Here is a 16768-nt window from a genome sequence, read left to right as displayed (position 1 = left end):
TGCAGCCTCAGCCTCGTGTTGCAGCAGTTTTATTGTAGTTCTCCATGTAAACGAGCAGAATGGAGATGTCGGCAGGTGTAACGCCGGATATACGCGAAGCTTGGCCGATCGAGATCGGGCGAATTTGCGACAGTCTTTGCTTCGCTTCGTTTGCAAGACCGTGAATGTCGGCATACGGCAAGTCCTCCGGAAGCTTCTTCTTCTCCATCTTGCTTAGCCGTTCGACATGGATCAGCTGCTTCTCGATATATCCTTCATACTTAATTTGGATCTCGACTTGCTCCTTCATCTCTTCATTTAATTCAAACGGTGAAGGAGACAACGTTTCGATGTGACTGTACAAAATTTCCGGACGACGAAGGAGCGAAATTAATTCAACCGCATTATTTAACGGAACCGTTCCCGCATCCGTCAGCATTTGCTGGACATGCGGCTCCGGACGTATTTTCGTCGTCTTGAGACGATCGATTTCCATAGCTACGGTTGATTTTTTATGTTCAAACTTCTTGTATCTCTCTTCAGAGATCAAGCCGATCTCGTAGCCGAGCGTTGTGAGGCGCAAATCCGCATTGTCATGACGAAGCAGCAACCGGTACTCCGCACGCGAAGTGAGAAGACGATAAGGCTCGCTCGTCCCTTTCGTGACGAGGTCGTCGATCATGACCCCGATATATCCTTGCGAACGCTCCAGGATAACCGGTTCCTTCCCTTGTACTTTCCGCGCTGCATTAATTCCGGCCATAATCCCTTGCCCTGCCGCTTCTTCATAACCGGAAGTTCCGTTGATCTGGCCTGCGGTGAACAGACTCGGTACGTGCTTCGTTTCCAGCGACGGCCACAGCTGCGTAGGCACGACGGCATCGTACTCGATCGCATAGCCGGTACGCATCATTTTTACATTTTCAAGTCCCGGTACCGAACGTAAAATGCTGAGCTGAACGTCTTCCGGCATACTCGTCGATAAACCTTGCACATAATACTCCGACGTATGGCGCCCTTCCGGTTCCAGGAAAATTTGGTGCTTCGGCTTGTCGCTGAACCGGACAATTTTGTCTTCAATCGAAGGGCAATACCGCGGCCCCGTTCCCTCGATCGCCCCAGAGAACATCGGCGCGCGATGCAGGTTGTTGTTAATAATCTCGTGGGTAGTCGCCGACGTATACGTCAGCCAGCAAGGGAGCTGCTCACGGGCAAACGGCTGCGTTTCATAAGAAAAGTATTTCGGCTGCTCATCGCCCGGCTGAATTTCCATTTTGGAGAAGTTGATCGTTTCCTTCTGCACGCGAGGAGGCGTTCCGGTTTTGAATCGGACGAGCTCCAGGCCGATTTCTTTTAAGTTCTCGGACAGTTTCAAGGACGGCTGCTGGTTATTCGGGCCGCTTTCGTACATCAGATCGCCCATAATCACTTTACCGCGCAAATAGGTGCCGGTTGTCAGTACAACCGTTTTGGCAAAATATTTCGCCCCCGTCTTCGTAACGACACCCACACATACGCCGTCTTCCAGGATCAGCTCTTCCACCATGCCTTGCCGCAATGTAAGCCGCTCCTGCTGCTCGATCGTTTCTTTCATCGTATGCTGGTACAAAAATTTATCCGCCTGTGCACGCAAAGCGTGAACCGCCGGTCCTTTCCCCGTATTCAGCATCCGCAGCTGAATAAATGTCTTATCGATATTACGCGCCATCTCGCCGCCGAGCGCATCGATTTCCCGGACTACATGGCCTTTGGCCGGCCCTCCGATCGAAGGATTGCATGGCATAAACGCCACCATATCGAGATTAATCGTCAGCAGCAGCGTCTCACACCCCATTCGGGCGGCCGCAAGCGCCGCTTCACATCCGGCATGGCCGGCGCCGATTACGATCACCTCGAATCGGCCTGCATCGTAACTCATACGGAAAACCTCCTTTACCTTTGAAAATTATATTCACTTCCACTATTTCTTATAAAATCCATAAATTACTTTCCAAGGCAGAACTGGGAGAAGATCTGATCGATCAGCGACTCGCCTACGGAGTCTCCGACCAGCTCCCCTAAGCTCTCCCAGGCACTCCGGATATCGATTTGAATCATATCGATCGGAATCCGCTGTTCGGCGGCGCTCCGGCCTTCCTCTAACGAGCGCAGCGCCTGTTTTAACAGGTGAATATGCCGTACATTGCTTACATACGTTATATCGTTCGATTCCAGCTGACCGCCGAAAAACAACTTCCCGATCGCTTTCCCGAGCCGGTCGAGCCCATCGTTTTCCTTAACCGACATCATCACGATCCGGTCTTCCGGAAACCTTTCCTTTATATAAGATAAATCGGCCGCCGGAGGCAAATCCGACTTGTTCAGCACCGCGATGCTTTGCTTATCCCGGACTTCCTCGATAAGCCGGTATTCTTCCTCATGAAGCGGTTCGCTGCGGTTCAGTACGAGCAGGATCAGATCGGCGTCGGTCAGAGCGTTTCTCGACCTCTCCACACCAATACGCTCCACCACGTCCTCCGTTTCGCGGAGACCTGCGGTATCGAGCAGCTTGAGCGGTATTCCGTTCAAATTGACGTATTCCTCTATCACATCTCTCGTCGTTCCCGGAATATCGGTGACGATCGCCTTGTTCTCTTGCGCCAGCGCATTTAATAAGGAAGACTTGCCTACGTTCGGTCTGCCGACGATCGCCGTTACGATTCCTTCGCGGAGAATCTTCCCCTGTTCGGCCGTGCGGAGCAGCCGTTCGACCTCCGCAATCGACTCGCTGCACTTGTCTTGAATATAGTTGCTCGTGAGCTCTTCGACATCGTGCTCCGGATAGTCGATATTGACCTCAATATGCGCCATGAGCTCTACAAGCCCGTGCCTTAGCACTTTAACCTGCTTCGATAACGTCCCCTCGACCTGCTTCAGCGCGATCTTGAATGCCCGGTCCGACTTGGCCCGGATCAGATCGATAACGGCTTCGGCCTGGGTCAGATCGATCCGTCCGTTCAGATAAGCCCGTTTCGTAAATTCGCCGGGCTCCGCCAGCCTCACGCCTTGCTCCAGGACGAGATCAAGCACCTTTTTGACCGAAATAATGCCCCCATGGCAGTTGATCTCCACGACGTCCTCCATCGTAAAGGAACGAGGCGCCCGCATCACCGTGACAAGCACCTCCTCGATCCTCTCTCCGGTCGACGGATGGACGATATGGCCGTAATGAACTGTATGGGTCGGAACGTCTTGCAGCTTGCCTTTAAATGAAAAGATGCGATCCGACAGCTCCACCGAGTCGGGGCCGCTTACGCGGATCACGGCAATGCCCCCTTCGCCGGCCGGAGTCGCAATAGCCGCTATCGTATCCGTTAACATATCCGTACACCACCTTTCTCTTGCTGCCGTTTCTTACTGTCCGCTATTGCTCCATTGACCCGGATAAACGCCTGCCAGCGTCTTGAAGGCTGGGGGTTATCGAGATGTAGAGCCACTTCCACGATATATTTTCTGATAAATAAACAAAAACAATGACTCCCGCCTTACACGAAGTCATTGCATGAAATACGCGCGCTATGGAGCGCGACAAGTCGGTCATCCATCGCCGCTCCTATCTCAGTGCGATAACGACTCTTCGGTTCGGCTCTTCCCCTTTGCTGAACGTCTTGACATCCGGATGGTTTTGCAGCTGTGAGTGAATCACTTTGCGTTCCTGCGAAGACATCGGCTCCAGCACGACCTCTTTGCGGCTGCGGATGACCCGCTTGGCGAGACGATCCGACAGCTCCTCCAGCGTCTGCTTCCGGCGCCCCCGGAAATTTTCCGCATCCAGCACGATCCGCAAATGGGAGTTCGAATACCGATTGGCTACGATATTGACCAGATATTGCAACGAATCGAGCGTCTGCCCTCTTCTGCCGATCAATATGCCAAGCTCCTTGCCGCTCAAATTAAACTGTACGCCGTCATCGGTATGTTCACGATCGATTTTCACTTGGATGCTCATAGTCCGAAAGACGTCTTCCAGAAACGCGACGGCCTCCTCCAGCGCGTCGGGGATCAGTTCCAGCTCCACCTTCGCGTCTTTGGCGCCGATCAGGCCGAAGAGCCCCTTGGAGGGCTGCTCCAGCACCTGCGTCTTCACCCTCTCCGGCGGTACATTCCATTGGGCCAGTCCGGATTTTATTGCTTCCTCGATCGTTTTACCCGTGACAACGATTGTTTTCATTTCGATAGGCCACCCTTTTGATTTGATCTACCGTATAGAAAATAAGATTGCACGACCGTAAACATGTTGCTGTAGACCCAATACAACGGCAAAGCCGAAGCAAAGTTCATCGACATGACAAAGATCAGGATCGGGAAAATGATCATGAGGCTTTGCATCTGCGGCGTCATTTGAGTAGCCATTACTTTTTGCTGCAGCCAGGTTGTGGCGGCCGCAAGCGTCGGAAGCACGTAGTACGGGTCCGGCGTGCCGAGCTGCATCCACAGGAACGTGTGCGAGCTGATCTCGCCGTTACGAACGATCGCGTTATAGAGCGCAATCAGAATCGGCATCTGTACGAGCAGCGGCAAACATCCGGCGAGCGGATTGACGCCGTTCTTCTGAAACAGCTTCATCGTTTCTTCCTGCTGTTTCTTCGGATCGTCCTTGTACTTGTCCTTGATCTTCTTCATATCCGGCTGGATCGCTTGCATCGCCTTGGAGCTGCGGTATTGCTTCAGCGTCAGCGGAAGCACCAGGAACCGGATAATAATCGTGACGACCAGGATGGACAAGCCGTACGAGCCCCACATATTGTTGGCGAACCAGTCCAGCAATGTAGAAAGCGGATGCACGAAATAGCGGTCCCATATCCCGTTCTCCGGGTTAATCGGATTGTCATGCGGCGACATGGTGCTGCATCCGGACAGCACGAGCAGTGCAGCCGCAAAGAGCAGCATAAGTTGTATACGACGACGGGCCAAAAGTAACGTCCTCCTAAAATCTTTATCTATTAAGCTGCTCCGGCGGAAATCTCCTGTCCGGATAGCTCGGGAAAGGCACCGAAACGGACGTGAAACGGCCCTCCTATCCAACTTCAACTATACCACATGTTGGACGGCAAAGAAAATAATTTGTCCACAAGCCGGACCGGTTCGTTACGACGGATTTCGGATCATTTGAGCTCGTTTCAGAACGTGCATCAGGCTCTTCTCCATCGCTTGGTAATCCATCTCCACCACAGGCTTTCTGGCGATCACGACAAAGTCGTAATGGGATCGGATCTTCTGCTCGTTCAGACGAACGATCTCCTTCAACACCCGGCGGATCCGGTTGCGCACAACCGCACTCCCCAGTTTCTTGCTGACCGACACTCCCATCCGGAACCTCTCGATTCTCGGATTGGGCAGACTATACACGACATATTGCTGGTTAGCCGCCGATTTGCCGTAGCGGTATATTTTATTGAAATCTTCCCTGCGGGTCAGCCTCAGTTCTTTTTCCATCTACAGTCACCATCGTTTCGAAAACGCATACGAATCTATCGTTCACACTTGATCGCGAAAATAAACCGCCAAAGGGCCGCAATAAAAAGAAAAGACCACCTTGAAGTGGCCTTCCGTTACGCGCTGATAACTTTTCTTCCTTTTTGGCGGCGGGCTTTCAATACTTTGCGGCCGTTCTTCGTGCTCATTCTTTTGCGAAAGCCGTGCACTTTCTTGCGCTTGCTTACATTTGGTTTAAATGTAGGACCCATCTATCGCACCTCCCCTTGGGATTTCGAAACTTCCGGTCGTCCAAAAACGCCTCTATCCATTAAATCACTTCCACCCCCAAAAGTCAATTCGCCGCTACTTGAAAATTTTGTGCGGCTCTCTCCCTCTTTTTCGGCGACGGATCCACAGCCCGGCAAAAGCTCGTTTGCCGTCGGTTTGTCCACCTGTGCATAACTTTATAAGGAACAAAACCGGATTTTGTCGCATTCTACACAGCGTATAAACAATATGTAGTGCTGTTGACAACTTTTACGCACAAGGGATTGATATTGTGGATAATGTTTGAAAACACGCGCCAATTCTGCTATCATGATATTGTTTTCGGTTGTGGACAGTCTTCGATCGCCCTCGGATTATCAACAGCTTGTGGATAACTTTGTGAACAATTTTCCCCTTTCGATTTTTTCAAATTTCCCGCTTTTGCGACTTATGTGGATAAGTTTCGACATCATCCTTGCGATGATTTCTATAGCCTGTTTTGGCGTCCGACCGGCAACGAATATAAGGAGTGAACAAACTGTGGACGGATCTACCCACGATTTATGGCAACAAGTGTTGTCCGTAATCCAAACAAGATTGAGCAAACCTAGCTTCGACACTTGGCTGAAATCGACGAAGGCATCCGTGTTCACTGAAACACAGCTGACGATCTGCGCTCCGAACAATTTCGCCCGCGAATGGCTGGAGAGCCGTTATGCCAAAATGATTGCCCATACCGTGTTCGAATATACAGGCCGGGAAGTCGAAGTGAAGTTCGTGCTGCAAGATACGGAGGCTCCTGCGGCCAAACCCCCGCAGACTCCCGCTCCCCAGCCTGTCCGGCAGCCGCCGGCGCTGGAAGACGGCAGCATCTACAATTTGCTGAATCCGAAATATACGTTCGACACTTTCGTCATCGGTACGGGGAACCGCTTCGCTCACGCCGCCTCGCTGGCCGTCGCCGAAGCGCCCGCCAAATCATACAATCCGCTGTTCCTATACGGCGGCGTAGGGCTCGGCAAGACGCATCTGATGCATGCGATCGGTCACTATGTCATGGAGCATAACCCCGGAGCGCGCGTGCTGTATATCTCGTCCGAGAAATTCACGAACGAGTTCATTAACGCCGTCCGAGACAACCGCGGCGAAGATTTCCGCAACAAATACAGGACGATCGACGTGCTGCTGATCGACGATATCCAGTTTCTCGCCGGCAAGGAAGGGACGCAGGAAGAATTTTTCCATACGTTTAATGCGCTGCATGAGGAACGGAAACAGATCATCATCTCGAGCGACCGCCAGCCTAAAGAGATCCCGACACTGGAAGACCGGCTCCGCTCCCGCTTCGAATGGGGACTGATCACGGACATTCAGCCTCCCGATCTCGAGACGCGTATTGCGATTCTTCGCAAAAAGGCGAAGGCCGAGAACCTGGATATCCCGAACGAAGCGATGATCTATATCGCCAATCAGGTCGATACGAACATCCGGGAGCTCGAAGGCGCGCTGATCCGCGTCGTCGCCTATTCCTCCCTCATTAACCAGGACATAACGACGCATCTGGCGGCCGAAGCTCTTAAAGACATCATTCCGTCGAGCCGGCCCAAGATGATCACGATCCAGGACATCCAGCAGAAGGTCGGCGAATTTTACAACCTCAAGCTGGAGGAGTTCAAAGCGCGCAAAAGGACGAAAGCCGTCGCTTTCCCGAGACAGGTGGCGATGTATTTGTCGCGCGAGCTGACCGACTATTCGCTTCCCAAGATCGGCGAGGCGTTCGGCGGCCGCGATCATACGACAGTTATCCATGCCCATGAGAAAATCGCCTCGGCCGTCCAGCAGGATCAGGACTTGTACAAGATTATTCAGACGATATCCGACAAAATTAAAAATCCGTCCTCTTGACAACTTGAAGCCTATGCACAATCTATTCACATGTGGATAGGCTTTATCCGTCAGGTCATTTCGACACTTATCCACATATTCAGGGCGCCTACTACTACGTGCACTATAAAAGATATATACTTATGAATAAAAGGGCGTGTTCGCCCAACGAGTTCCGAGACCTGTATTTCGGCGAATGATACGGAACCAGGCATGCGTTATTCGCATCGCCCGCTTTCCCCTGTCTCCGGGGACATTCGTCATGTACTCCATCCTATGCAGCAAGCGGAATCCTTTAGAACCGGGAGTTGAAATTGATGAAACTGAACATTTTGAAGGACGATTTGAACGAATCGATCCAGCACGTCTCCAAAGCAATCTCCAGCCGGACGGCAATCCCGATCCTTACCGGCATCAAAATAGACGTCCAGCCGAACGGAGTCACGCTAACCGCCTCCGATACCGAGATTTCAATCCAAAGCTTCATCCCGCCAGAAAAAGACGGGACCGCTACGGTTGAAGTCATCACACCCGGAAGCGTTGTTCTGCCCGCCAAATTTTTTACGGAAATCATCAAAAAGCTGCCGTCCCGCGATGTAACGATCGAGGTCAAAGAAAATTTCCTGACCTGGATCCGTTCCGGCTCCGCCGAAATCCAAATCGTCGGACTCGATCCGGAGGAATATCCGCTTCTGCCTCAACTCGAGGAAAATGAGGTTCTTAACGTCTCCAGCGATCTGCTGAAAGCGATGATCCGCCAGACGACTTTTGCGGTGTCCACCAGCGAGACTTCCCCGATCCTCACAGGCGTCCTGTGGAATTTCAGTCAGGACAGGCTGAAGCTGATTGCCTGCGACCGGTTGCGGATGGCTTCCAGAGAATCGCATATCGATTCGAACAACAGCCTGAATTTCCAAAATATTGTGATCGCCGGTAAAAGCCTGAACGAGCTGAACAAGCTGCTTCCCGATCAAAATATGATGGTCGATATCGTAGTTGCGAACAACCAGGTGCTGTTCAAGATGGATACGATCCTGTTCTACACCCGGATGCTCGACGGCACATACCCGGATACGTCCAAGCTCATTCCTCAGTCGTTCCAGACCGAGCTGACCATCGATACGAGGAAGCTGGCCGATGCCATCGACCGCGCTTATTTGTTGTCCCGGGAAGAAAAGACGAATATCGTCAAAATGACGCTGAAAGACGAGAATACCGTCGAAATTTCCTCCAGCTCGAGCGAGCTTGGCAAAGTGAAGGAAGAGATCGACGCTCATACCTTATCCGGCGAGCTGCTCAGCATTTCTTTCAACTCCAAATATATGCTTGACGCCTTAAAAGTAATCGACAGCGACTATATCCAAATTTGTTTCCGCGGGGCGATGCAGCCGATCATCATGAAGCCTGAGGATCATTCCAACATGCTCCATCTGATCATGCCGTACCGGACTACGGGCTGAACGGAGAACTGATCATGAAACCGATAGAAATTACGACGGAATATATTACGCTCGGACAGTTTCTAAAATTAGCCGACTGCATCTCGACCGGCGGACAAGCCAAGCCGTTCCTGCTCGAAACCGCCATCCTCGTCAATGATGTGGCTGAGAACCGCAGAGGGCGCAAGCTGTACCGGGACGACCGGGTGCAAGTGGAAGGATGCGGCGTTTTTGTAGTGACCCGCCGCTAGGAGGAACGTTCTTTGTACTTGAAAAAGCTTTCGCTGCGCGATTATCGCAACTACGAATCCGTCGAGTTCGCTACCGAAGGAGCCGTCAACCTGTTCGTCGGTCCGAACGCCCAAGGGAAAACCAATCTGCTTGAAGCGATATTCGTGCTGGCTCTCACCAAGTCGCACCGGACGCATCAGGACAAGGAATTGATCCGCTGGGGCGCGGACCGTACGATGCTGTACGGCGAACTGGACAAAAAGTACGGTCCCTGCACGCTGGAGCTGACGCTGACGGGCCAGGGCAAACGGGCGAAGGTCAACGGGCTGGAGCAAAGAAAGCTGAGCGATTTCATAGGTTCGTTAAACGTGGTGATGTTCGCTCCCGAAGATTTGAATATTGTCAAAGGGTCGCCGGGCATTCGCCGCCGGTTCCTTGACATGGAGATCGGCCAGGTGCAGCCGTCCTACTTGTACGACCTGTCCCAATACCAGAAAGTGCTCGTTCAACGCAACAATTTGCTGAAGCAGTCGTTCCGCGATAAAGCTCCGAATGCGACGATGATGGACGTCTGGAACGAACAACTTGCAAGACTAGGTATTAAAATCATGAAAAAACGTCAAAACTTTATAAAAAAGCTGCAAATTTGGGCGGAATCGATCCATCACGGCATTACGAACGGCTCAGAGAAGCTCTTGATTGCGTACAATCCCTCTTTCGGCTATGACGAGACTTTCGAAGAAACTGTCTTATTTGAACAATTTATGATAAAGTTATCACAGGCAGCCGACCAGGAAATTCGCCGCGGCACAACGCTGTACGGTCCTCACCGGGACGATCTGGCCTTCTTTATCAACGGCAAAGATGTACAAACCTTCGGCTCTCAAGGCCAGCAGCGGACGACCGCTCTATCGCTGAAACTGGCTGAAATCGAATTTATTCAGGAAGAAGTGGGCGAATATCCGATTCTCCTGCTTGATGACGTTTTGTCCGAATTGGACACTTACCGGCAAACCCAGCTTCTCGAGACGTTCCAGACGAAAGTGCAAACGTTCATCACGACGACCGGCGTAGAAAGCCTACAGATGAACCGATTGGGGAACGCCTCCATTTTTCATGTGCGCAACGGCCAGCTGGTCAACGACTAGCACACTGTCAGACCTTACACGGCGAATTGACAAGTCGTTCTGGCACCCCACCCGGCCAGCCGATTCCAAGCCACAAAGTCTGCTCTGACTTTTGCTGCTAGCGCGGAATTGCCCCTCAGTCCGCACCCGTTGACATTACCGGAACCTGCCGTAGTTTTGCATATAAACGTCTGTCCTACAGCGAAAAACGGGAGCTGATTCGTCATGTTCATTCATTTGGGCGGAGAAAAAATAATACGCGCGTCCGAACTGATCGCCATTTTCGATCTGTCGATCGAGAAGTCTTCTAAAATATCGAAAAGCTTTGTTCAGCATGCCCAAAAAGAACGAAACGTCGAAGTGATCGGTGAAGAGGAATGCAAGTCACTCGTCGTAACGAAGTCCAAAGTCTACTATTCCCCCATCTCCTCCACCACTTTGAAAAAAAGGGCCAATGTGTTATTGGCGAGCGATGTCGAGATATTTTCAAATCAAAGAAGTAGGTGACAAAAGCAAATGACAGTCAACCAACACGCATATGACGAAAGCCAGATCCAGGTGCTAGAGGGCCTCGAAGCGGTCCGCAAGCGCCCGGGGATGTATATCGGGTCGACGAGCACCCGGGGACTGCACCATTTGGTTTGGGAAGTGGTAGATAACAGTATCGACGAAGCACTGGCAGGCCACTGCACGACGATCCAGGTCATCGTTCACAAAGATAATAGCATTACCGTCATAGATAACGGCCGGGGAATACCGGTCGGCGAGAATACGAAGCTGAAAAAGTCGACGCTTGAGGTTGTCCTGACCGTCCTTCATGCCGGCGGCAAGTTCGGCGGAGAAGGCTACAAAGTATCCGGGGGGTTGCACGGGGTAGGCGTATCCGTAGTGAACGCGTTATCGGAGCAACTGATCGCCAAGGTAAAGCGCGACGGACACATTCATTTGCAGGAGTTTCGTCGGGGGGCGCCTCAGCACGATCTGAAAATTGTCGGCGATACCGAAGAGACGGGAACGACGATCACGTTTAAGCCTGACCCCGAGATTTTTACCGAGACGACGGAATACGACTATGATGTGCTGCAGTCCCGAATCCGGGAGCTCGCTTTTTTGAATAAAGGCATCGAGATTCAGCTCATCGACGAGCGGGACGATGTCTCGAATACGTATAAATATGACGGCGGGATTATCTCCTTCGTCGAATATCTGAACCGCAACAGGCAAGCGGTCCACGAGCCTCCGATCTACATCGAGGGCAACAAGGACAATATCAACGTCGAAATATCGCTGCAATATAACGACAGCTACAACGAGAACATATATTCGTTCGCCAACAATATCAACACCCATGAGGGCGGAACGCACGAATCGGGCTTTAAAAGCGCGCTGACCCGGATCTTGAACGATTACGCCCGCAAGTCCAATTCGATCAAGGACAGCGATTCCAACTTGTCCGGCGATGACGTACGGGAAGGCCTCACGGCCATTATTTCGGTGAAAATTCCGGAGCCTCAATTTGAAGGGCAGACGAAAACGAAGCTCGGCAACAGTGAGGTTCGCGGTATCGTCGAGTCTTTTTTTGCGGACAAGTTCGAAGAGTTTCTCAACGAGAATCCGGCGATTGCCAAGAAGATCGTAGAGAAGGGCATCCAAGCGGCCAGAGCGCGGGAAGCCGCCCGCAAAGCCAGAGAGTTGACGCGCCGCAAGAGCGCGCTCGAAGTCAGCTCCCTGCCGGGCAAGCTGGCTGACTGTTCGTCCAAGGACGCTTCGATCAGCGAAGTATTCATTGTCGAAGGGGATTCCGCAGGCGGATCGGCCAAGCAGGGCCGCGATCGTCATTTCCAGGCGATCCTGCCGCTGCGCGGTAAAATTCTCAACGTAGAGAAGTCGCGCCTGGATAAAATTTTGTCCAATGCGGAGATTCGGGCGATCATTACGGCACTCGGCACAGGAATCGGCGACGATTTCGACCTGGCCAAAGCCCGTTACCACAAAATCGTGATCATGACCGACGCGGACGTCGACGGCGCCCATATCCGGACGCTGCTGCTGACGTTTTTCTACCGGTACATGCGCAGAATTATCGAAGCCGGTTATATATATATCGCTCAACCGCCCCTTTTCAAGATCGAGCGGAACAAGACGATCCGTTATGCCTATAACGAGAAACAAAGAGATGCGGTCATCCAGGAATTCGGCGAAGGCGTAAAGGTGAACGTTCAGCGCTACAAAGGTTTGGGTGAAATGAATCCCGGGCAGCTGTGGGAGACGACGATGGATCCGGAGAGCCGTACGATGCTGCAGGTCAGCATTCAAGATGCCATTGAAGCCGATACGTTGTTCGATACGCTGATGGGCGACAATGTCGAACCGCGCAGAGATTTTATCCAGCAGCACGCCAAGTATGTGAAAAACCTGGATTATTAATTCACTGCCAGATTGGATTTGCTAGAGAAGCTTTCAGGAGGTTTCCATGTCCGAAGAAAAACATTCGCAAGTAAGAGATATCGACATCGGCACAGAGATGCGCACGTCGTTTATGGATTATGCAATGAGCATCATCGTCAGCCGTGCTCTGCCGGATGTACGGGACGGGCTGAAGCCGGTTCACCGCCGCATTTTGTATGCGATGTCCGAGCTCGGTATGGCTCCGGATAAACCGTACAAGAAGTCGGCGCGGATCGTCGGGGAAGTCATCGGGAAATATCACCCGCACGGTGATTCCGCGGTTTACGAGACGATGGTCGGTCTGGCGCAGGATTTCTCTACACGCTACATGCTCGTCGACGGTCACGGCAACTTCGGTTCGGTCGACGGAGATTTTCCGGCCGCTATGCGTTATACGGAAGCCCGTCTGTCCAAAATATCGATGGAGCTTCTGCGGGATTTGCAGAAAGAGACGGTCGATTTCGTACCGAACTACGACGGCGAAGAGCAAGAGCCTTCAGTACTGCCTTCCCGTTATCCGAACCTGCTCGTTAACGGTTCTTACGGGATCGCGGTAGGGATGGCCACGAGTATTCCGCCTCATAACCTCGGCGAGGTCATCGACGGCGTACAGATGATGATCGACAACCCGGACGTGACGCCGCTGGAGCTGATGCAGGCGATCAAAGGGCCGGACTTCCCGACGGGCGCATTCATTTTGGGACGCGAAGGGATTCGTCAGGCTTACACGACCGGCCGCGGCTCGGCCACGATGCGGGCCAAGGTGAACATCGAGGAAGTCAACAACAAAGCCCGGATCGTCGTTTACGAAATTCCTTACAAAGTAAATAAGGCCAGACTTGTCGAGAAAATTGCCGAGCTGGTTCGCGATAAAGTAATCGACGGCATCACGGACCTGCGGGACGAGTCCGACCGTAACGGCATGCGGATCGTTATCGAGCTGCGCCGGGATGTGAACCCGAACGTTGTGCTGAACAATTTGTACAAGCATACGCCTATGCAGTCCAATTACGGGATTATTATGCTGGCGCTCGTGAACGGTGAACCGAAGGTGCTGAATCTTCGGGATATGATCTATTATTATTTAAAGCATCAGCAGGAAATTATACGCCGCCGTACCGAGTACGATTTGAAAAAGGCGGAAGCTCGCGCTCATATTCTCGAAGGGCTGCGGATCGCACTCGACAACCTGGATGAGGTCATCGCGTTAATTCGTTCTTCGCGTACGACCGAGATGGCGAGAGACGGACTCATGAACCGGTTCAGCTTGAGTCTCGAGCAGGCCCAGGCGATCCTCGATATGCGTTTGCAGCGCCTGACCGGACTGGAACGCGAGAAGATCGAAGCGGAGTATGCCGAATTGATGCAGAAAATCGCCGAATACAAAGCGATCTTGGCCGACGAGCAGCTTATTCTCGCCATTATCAGCGAAGAGATGCGCGAGATTAAGGAGAAGTTCAGCGATGAACGTCGCAGCGAGATTACGATCGGCGAAGAAAGCATCGAGGACGAAGATCTGATCCCGCAAGAAGATGTGATTATTACGATCACCCATTCCGGGTATGTGAAACGTCTGCCGGTTACGACTTATCGCAGCCAGAAGCGCGGGGGCAAAGGCGTCGTCGGGATGGATACGAAAGATAAAGACTTTGTCGAACATTTGTTTGTGTCGAATACGCACCAGTATTTGATGTTTTTCACGAATAAAGGGAAGGCCTACCGGCTTAAAGCGTACGAAATCCCGGATTTGAGCCGTACCGCCCGCGGGACCCCTATCATTAACCTGATCCAGATCGAGCAAGGCGAGACGGTTAATGCGGTGATTCCGATCGAAAGTTTCGATTCCGAGCAGTATTTGTTCTTCGCGACCAAAAACGGGATTGTCAAAAAGACGCCGCTCGACGACTACTCCAACATCCGGAAAGCCGGCCTGATCGCGATTCATCTGCGGGAGGACGACGATCTGATCGGTGTGAAGCTGACGGACGGCAAGCAGGAAATCATTATGGGAACGAAGATGGGGATGTCGATCCGTTTTCCGGAGGACGATGTCCGCCCGATGGGACGTTCTGCAACCGGCGTAAAAGGGATTTCGATCTCCGATAACGATGCTGTTATCGATATGGACGTTGTGGACATGAACGACGACGTGCTGATCGTAACGTCCAAAGGGTACGGCAAACGGACGCCGATGGAAGAATACCGGATTCAGACCCGCGGCGGCAAAGGCATCAAAACGTTGAATATTACGTCCAAGAACGGGCCAGTCGTCTGTCTCAAGGTCGTCAAAAACGAAGAAGATCTCATGATCATCACCGCATCGGGGACGATTATCCGCACCAGCATGTCCGGCATCAATACAATGGGACGGAATACGCAGGGAGTCAGACTCATTCATACCCGCGAGGATGATGAAGTGGCGACTGTCTCCAGGGTGGAGAAAAACGAAGAAGCGGCGATCGATATGGATTCCGAGTCCGAAGACGGAGAATAAGCGCGAGCTTTTGCCCGATTGAATAATCCGATACGCAAGGCAGGGGAAGTTTGATGGCGGTCGTTCCCGTTTCCCAGTTGAAGCTTGGCGATAAAATCATCGAGGATGTACTAACGAAACCAGGCAGCCTCTTGTTCAGAAAAGGTCAAAGCGTTACACCGCGGGAGCTGGATATACTGCGTGCTTTTCTAATTCCTTCGGTTATGATCGAAGGCAAAGAGCCGGAGGCGGAGTCGCCCGAAAAAGCCGAAGAGGCCAAAAGTGAAGACTCGTCCCAAGTCCAGTTTCATGCCGAATATGACAAGATGGTTCAACTGCTCAAAAAAGTGTTCAAAGATTCTTCGTCCGTCCAGATAATTCCGATTCTAGAGATCCGGACCGGCTTGGAGCAGCTAATCTCCAAAATTCAGCAGTACAACATTTTGACGTTTACACCCAAGATGCTGAATATGGAGGAGTATATTTACCACAATAGCATTATGGTTGCGCTGACTTCGTATATGCTGGCCAAGTGGCACGGCTTTCAGAGCAAGGACTGGATGCCGATCGCCCTTGGCGGGCTGCTTCACGATATCGGCAATGCGAAGGTGGACCCGGCCATTTTGGCCAAGCCTTCAAAGCTGACCCCGCCGGAAGTGGAGGAAGTACGCCGCCATACCGTATACGGCTACGCGATTCTCAAAAATATACCTTCGCTCAACGAAGGCTCCAAGTTGTGCGCGCTGCAGCATCATGAGCGGGAGGACGGCTCCGGTTACCCAATGGCGGTCAAAGGGGACAAGATCCACCCTTATGCCAAAGTGATAGCGGTCGCCGATATTTTTCACGCGATGACCAGCCACAGAGCCTACAAAAAAGCGGAGTCGCCCTATCAGGTGCTGGAGCAGGTACAGAAGGAGTCGTTCGGCAAGCTGGAACCGACCGTTGTATCCACCTTTATCAATAAAGTGACTCAGTTTCATAACGGGACTGTAGTACGACTGAGCGACGACAGTGTCGGCGAAATCATCTTTACCGACCGGGCTAATCCGACGCGTCCGATGGTCAACGTGAACGGGGCGATTATTAACCTGGCGGTTGAACGGAAACTGTATATTCGGGAAGTAATTTAAATATAGTCGAAGCGGGTGCCGGGATGCGCCCGCTTTTTGTTTGGAGCGATTGTGCGAGGTACAATGGAGATAGCTGGATGTTTTCAAAGAAAGTAAAAATAGTAGTTGACTTAAGGGGACAAGCATGATAATCTATTCCTTGTCGCCAAAAACGACAGCAAGCATTCAAAAAAAAGATTCAAAAAAAAGCTTGCAAAGATATAGGCGACTGTGATATATTAAAGAGGTCGCCGCAAAACGGATGACAACGAAACGAAAGAACATTTTGTTCCTTGAAAACTGAACAACGAGCGTGCAAGTGACGATCTCGCAAGAGATCAAAACAAGTCG

At 51.8% G+C, this 16768-nt stretch carries 14 protein-coding genes; 8 read left to right on the top strand and 6 right to left on the bottom strand.

Annotated elements, in window-relative coordinates:
• Nucleotides 1-7: 7 nt before the first annotated feature.
• The 6 genes from mnmG to rpmH all read right to left on the bottom strand — a co-directional run bounded on the left by mnmG (nucleotide 8) and on the right by rpmH (nucleotide 5705).
• Entirely contained in the window at nucleotides 8-1897 is a 1890-nt protein-coding gene (gene mnmG, locus PV433_RS11680) for a tRNA uridine-5-carboxymethylaminomethyl(34) synthesis enzyme MnmG (RefSeq protein WP_332072319.1), read from the bottom strand.
• A gap of 65 nt (nucleotides 1898-1962) precedes the next feature.
• Nucleotides 1963-3339, bottom strand: a complete 1377-nt coding sequence (mnmE, locus tag PV433_RS11675) for a tRNA uridine-5-carboxymethylaminomethyl(34) synthesis GTPase MnmE (protein ID WP_332072318.1) — start codon at nucleotides 3337-3339, stop codon at nucleotides 1963-1965.
• Between the two features lie 232 nt (nucleotides 3340-3571).
• Nucleotides 3572-4189: an RNA-binding cell elongation regulator Jag/EloR gene (jag, locus tag PV433_RS11670; protein ID WP_332072317.1), complete on the bottom strand. Its 618-nt coding sequence runs from the start codon at nucleotides 4187-4189 to the stop codon at nucleotides 3572-3574.
• A complete protein-coding gene (gene yidC / locus PV433_RS11665; RefSeq protein ID WP_442951509.1) occupies nucleotides 4186-4908 on the bottom strand; it encodes a membrane protein insertase YidC in 723 nt (240 codons plus the stop codon). The genes jag and yidC overlap by 4 nt, the downstream gene beginning before the upstream one ends.
• Before the next feature lie 198 nt (nucleotides 4909-5106).
• On the bottom strand, nucleotides 5107-5454 hold the full coding sequence (gene rnpA, locus PV433_RS11660; protein ID WP_190924109.1) for a ribonuclease P protein component: 348 nt from the start codon (nucleotides 5452-5454) through the stop codon (nucleotides 5107-5109).
• A gap of 116 nt (nucleotides 5455-5570) precedes the next feature.
• A complete protein-coding gene (rpmH, locus tag PV433_RS11655; protein ID WP_110841751.1) occupies nucleotides 5571-5705 on the bottom strand; it encodes a 50S ribosomal protein L34 in 135 nt (44 codons plus the stop codon).
• A gap of 538 nt (nucleotides 5706-6243) precedes the next feature.
• Here rpmH and dnaA point away from each other — a divergent pair.
• The 8 genes from dnaA to PV433_RS11615 all read left to right on the top strand — a co-directional run bounded on the left by dnaA (nucleotide 6244) and on the right by PV433_RS11615 (nucleotide 16438).
• On the top strand, nucleotides 6244-7608 hold the full coding sequence (dnaA, locus tag PV433_RS11650; protein ID WP_332072315.1) for a chromosomal replication initiator protein DnaA: 1365 nt from the start codon (nucleotides 6244-6246) through the stop codon (nucleotides 7606-7608).
• 296 nt (nucleotides 7609-7904) lie between these two features.
• Nucleotides 7905-9047, top strand: coding sequence for a DNA polymerase III subunit beta (dnaN, locus tag PV433_RS11645; protein ID WP_332072314.1), 1143 nt, complete (start codon nucleotides 7905-7907; stop codon nucleotides 9045-9047).
• Nucleotides 9048-9061: 14 nt separating this feature from the next.
• Nucleotides 9062-9277 (top strand): S4 domain-containing protein YaaA, encoded by a 216-nt coding sequence (yaaA, locus tag PV433_RS11640; protein WP_332072313.1) that lies wholly within the window; start codon nucleotides 9062-9064, stop codon nucleotides 9275-9277.
• A gap of 12 nt (nucleotides 9278-9289) precedes the next feature.
• Nucleotides 9290-10405 carry a DNA replication/repair protein RecF gene (gene recF / locus PV433_RS11635; protein ID WP_332072311.1) on the top strand — a complete coding sequence of 372 codons (1116 nt, stop codon included), beginning with the start codon at nucleotides 9290-9292 and terminating at the stop codon, nucleotides 10403-10405.
• A 204-nt stretch (nucleotides 10406-10609) separates the two neighbouring features.
• On the top strand, nucleotides 10610-10891 hold the full coding sequence (gene remB, locus PV433_RS11630; RefSeq protein WP_190924117.1) for an extracellular matrix regulator RemB: 282 nt from the start codon (nucleotides 10610-10612) through the stop codon (nucleotides 10889-10891).
• A 9-nt stretch (nucleotides 10892-10900) separates the two neighbouring features.
• On the top strand, nucleotides 10901-12811 hold the full coding sequence (gene gyrB, locus PV433_RS11625) for a DNA topoisomerase (ATP-hydrolyzing) subunit B (RefSeq protein WP_332072310.1): 1911 nt from the start codon (nucleotides 10901-10903) through the stop codon (nucleotides 12809-12811).
• 46 nt (nucleotides 12812-12857) lie between these two features.
• Nucleotides 12858-15326, top strand: coding sequence for a DNA gyrase subunit A (gene gyrA / locus PV433_RS11620; RefSeq protein ID WP_190924120.1), 2469 nt, complete (start codon nucleotides 12858-12860; stop codon nucleotides 15324-15326).
• Nucleotides 15327-15379: 53 nt separating this feature from the next.
• Nucleotides 15380-16438, top strand: a complete 1059-nt coding sequence (locus PV433_RS11615) for an HD-GYP domain-containing protein (RefSeq protein WP_332072309.1) — start codon at nucleotides 15380-15382, stop codon at nucleotides 16436-16438.
• Nucleotides 16439-16768 lie beyond the last annotated feature (330 nt).

Origin of the sequence: Paenibacillus sp. GYB004 (genome assembly GCF_036577605.1) — a bacterium.
Taxonomy (GTDB): domain Bacteria; phylum Bacillota; class Bacilli; order Paenibacillales; family NBRC-103111; genus Paenibacillus_AB; species Paenibacillus_AB oceani.
The sequence above is the reverse complement of the archived record's forward strand: the minus strand, read 5'-3'. Positions and strand labels throughout refer to the sequence as shown.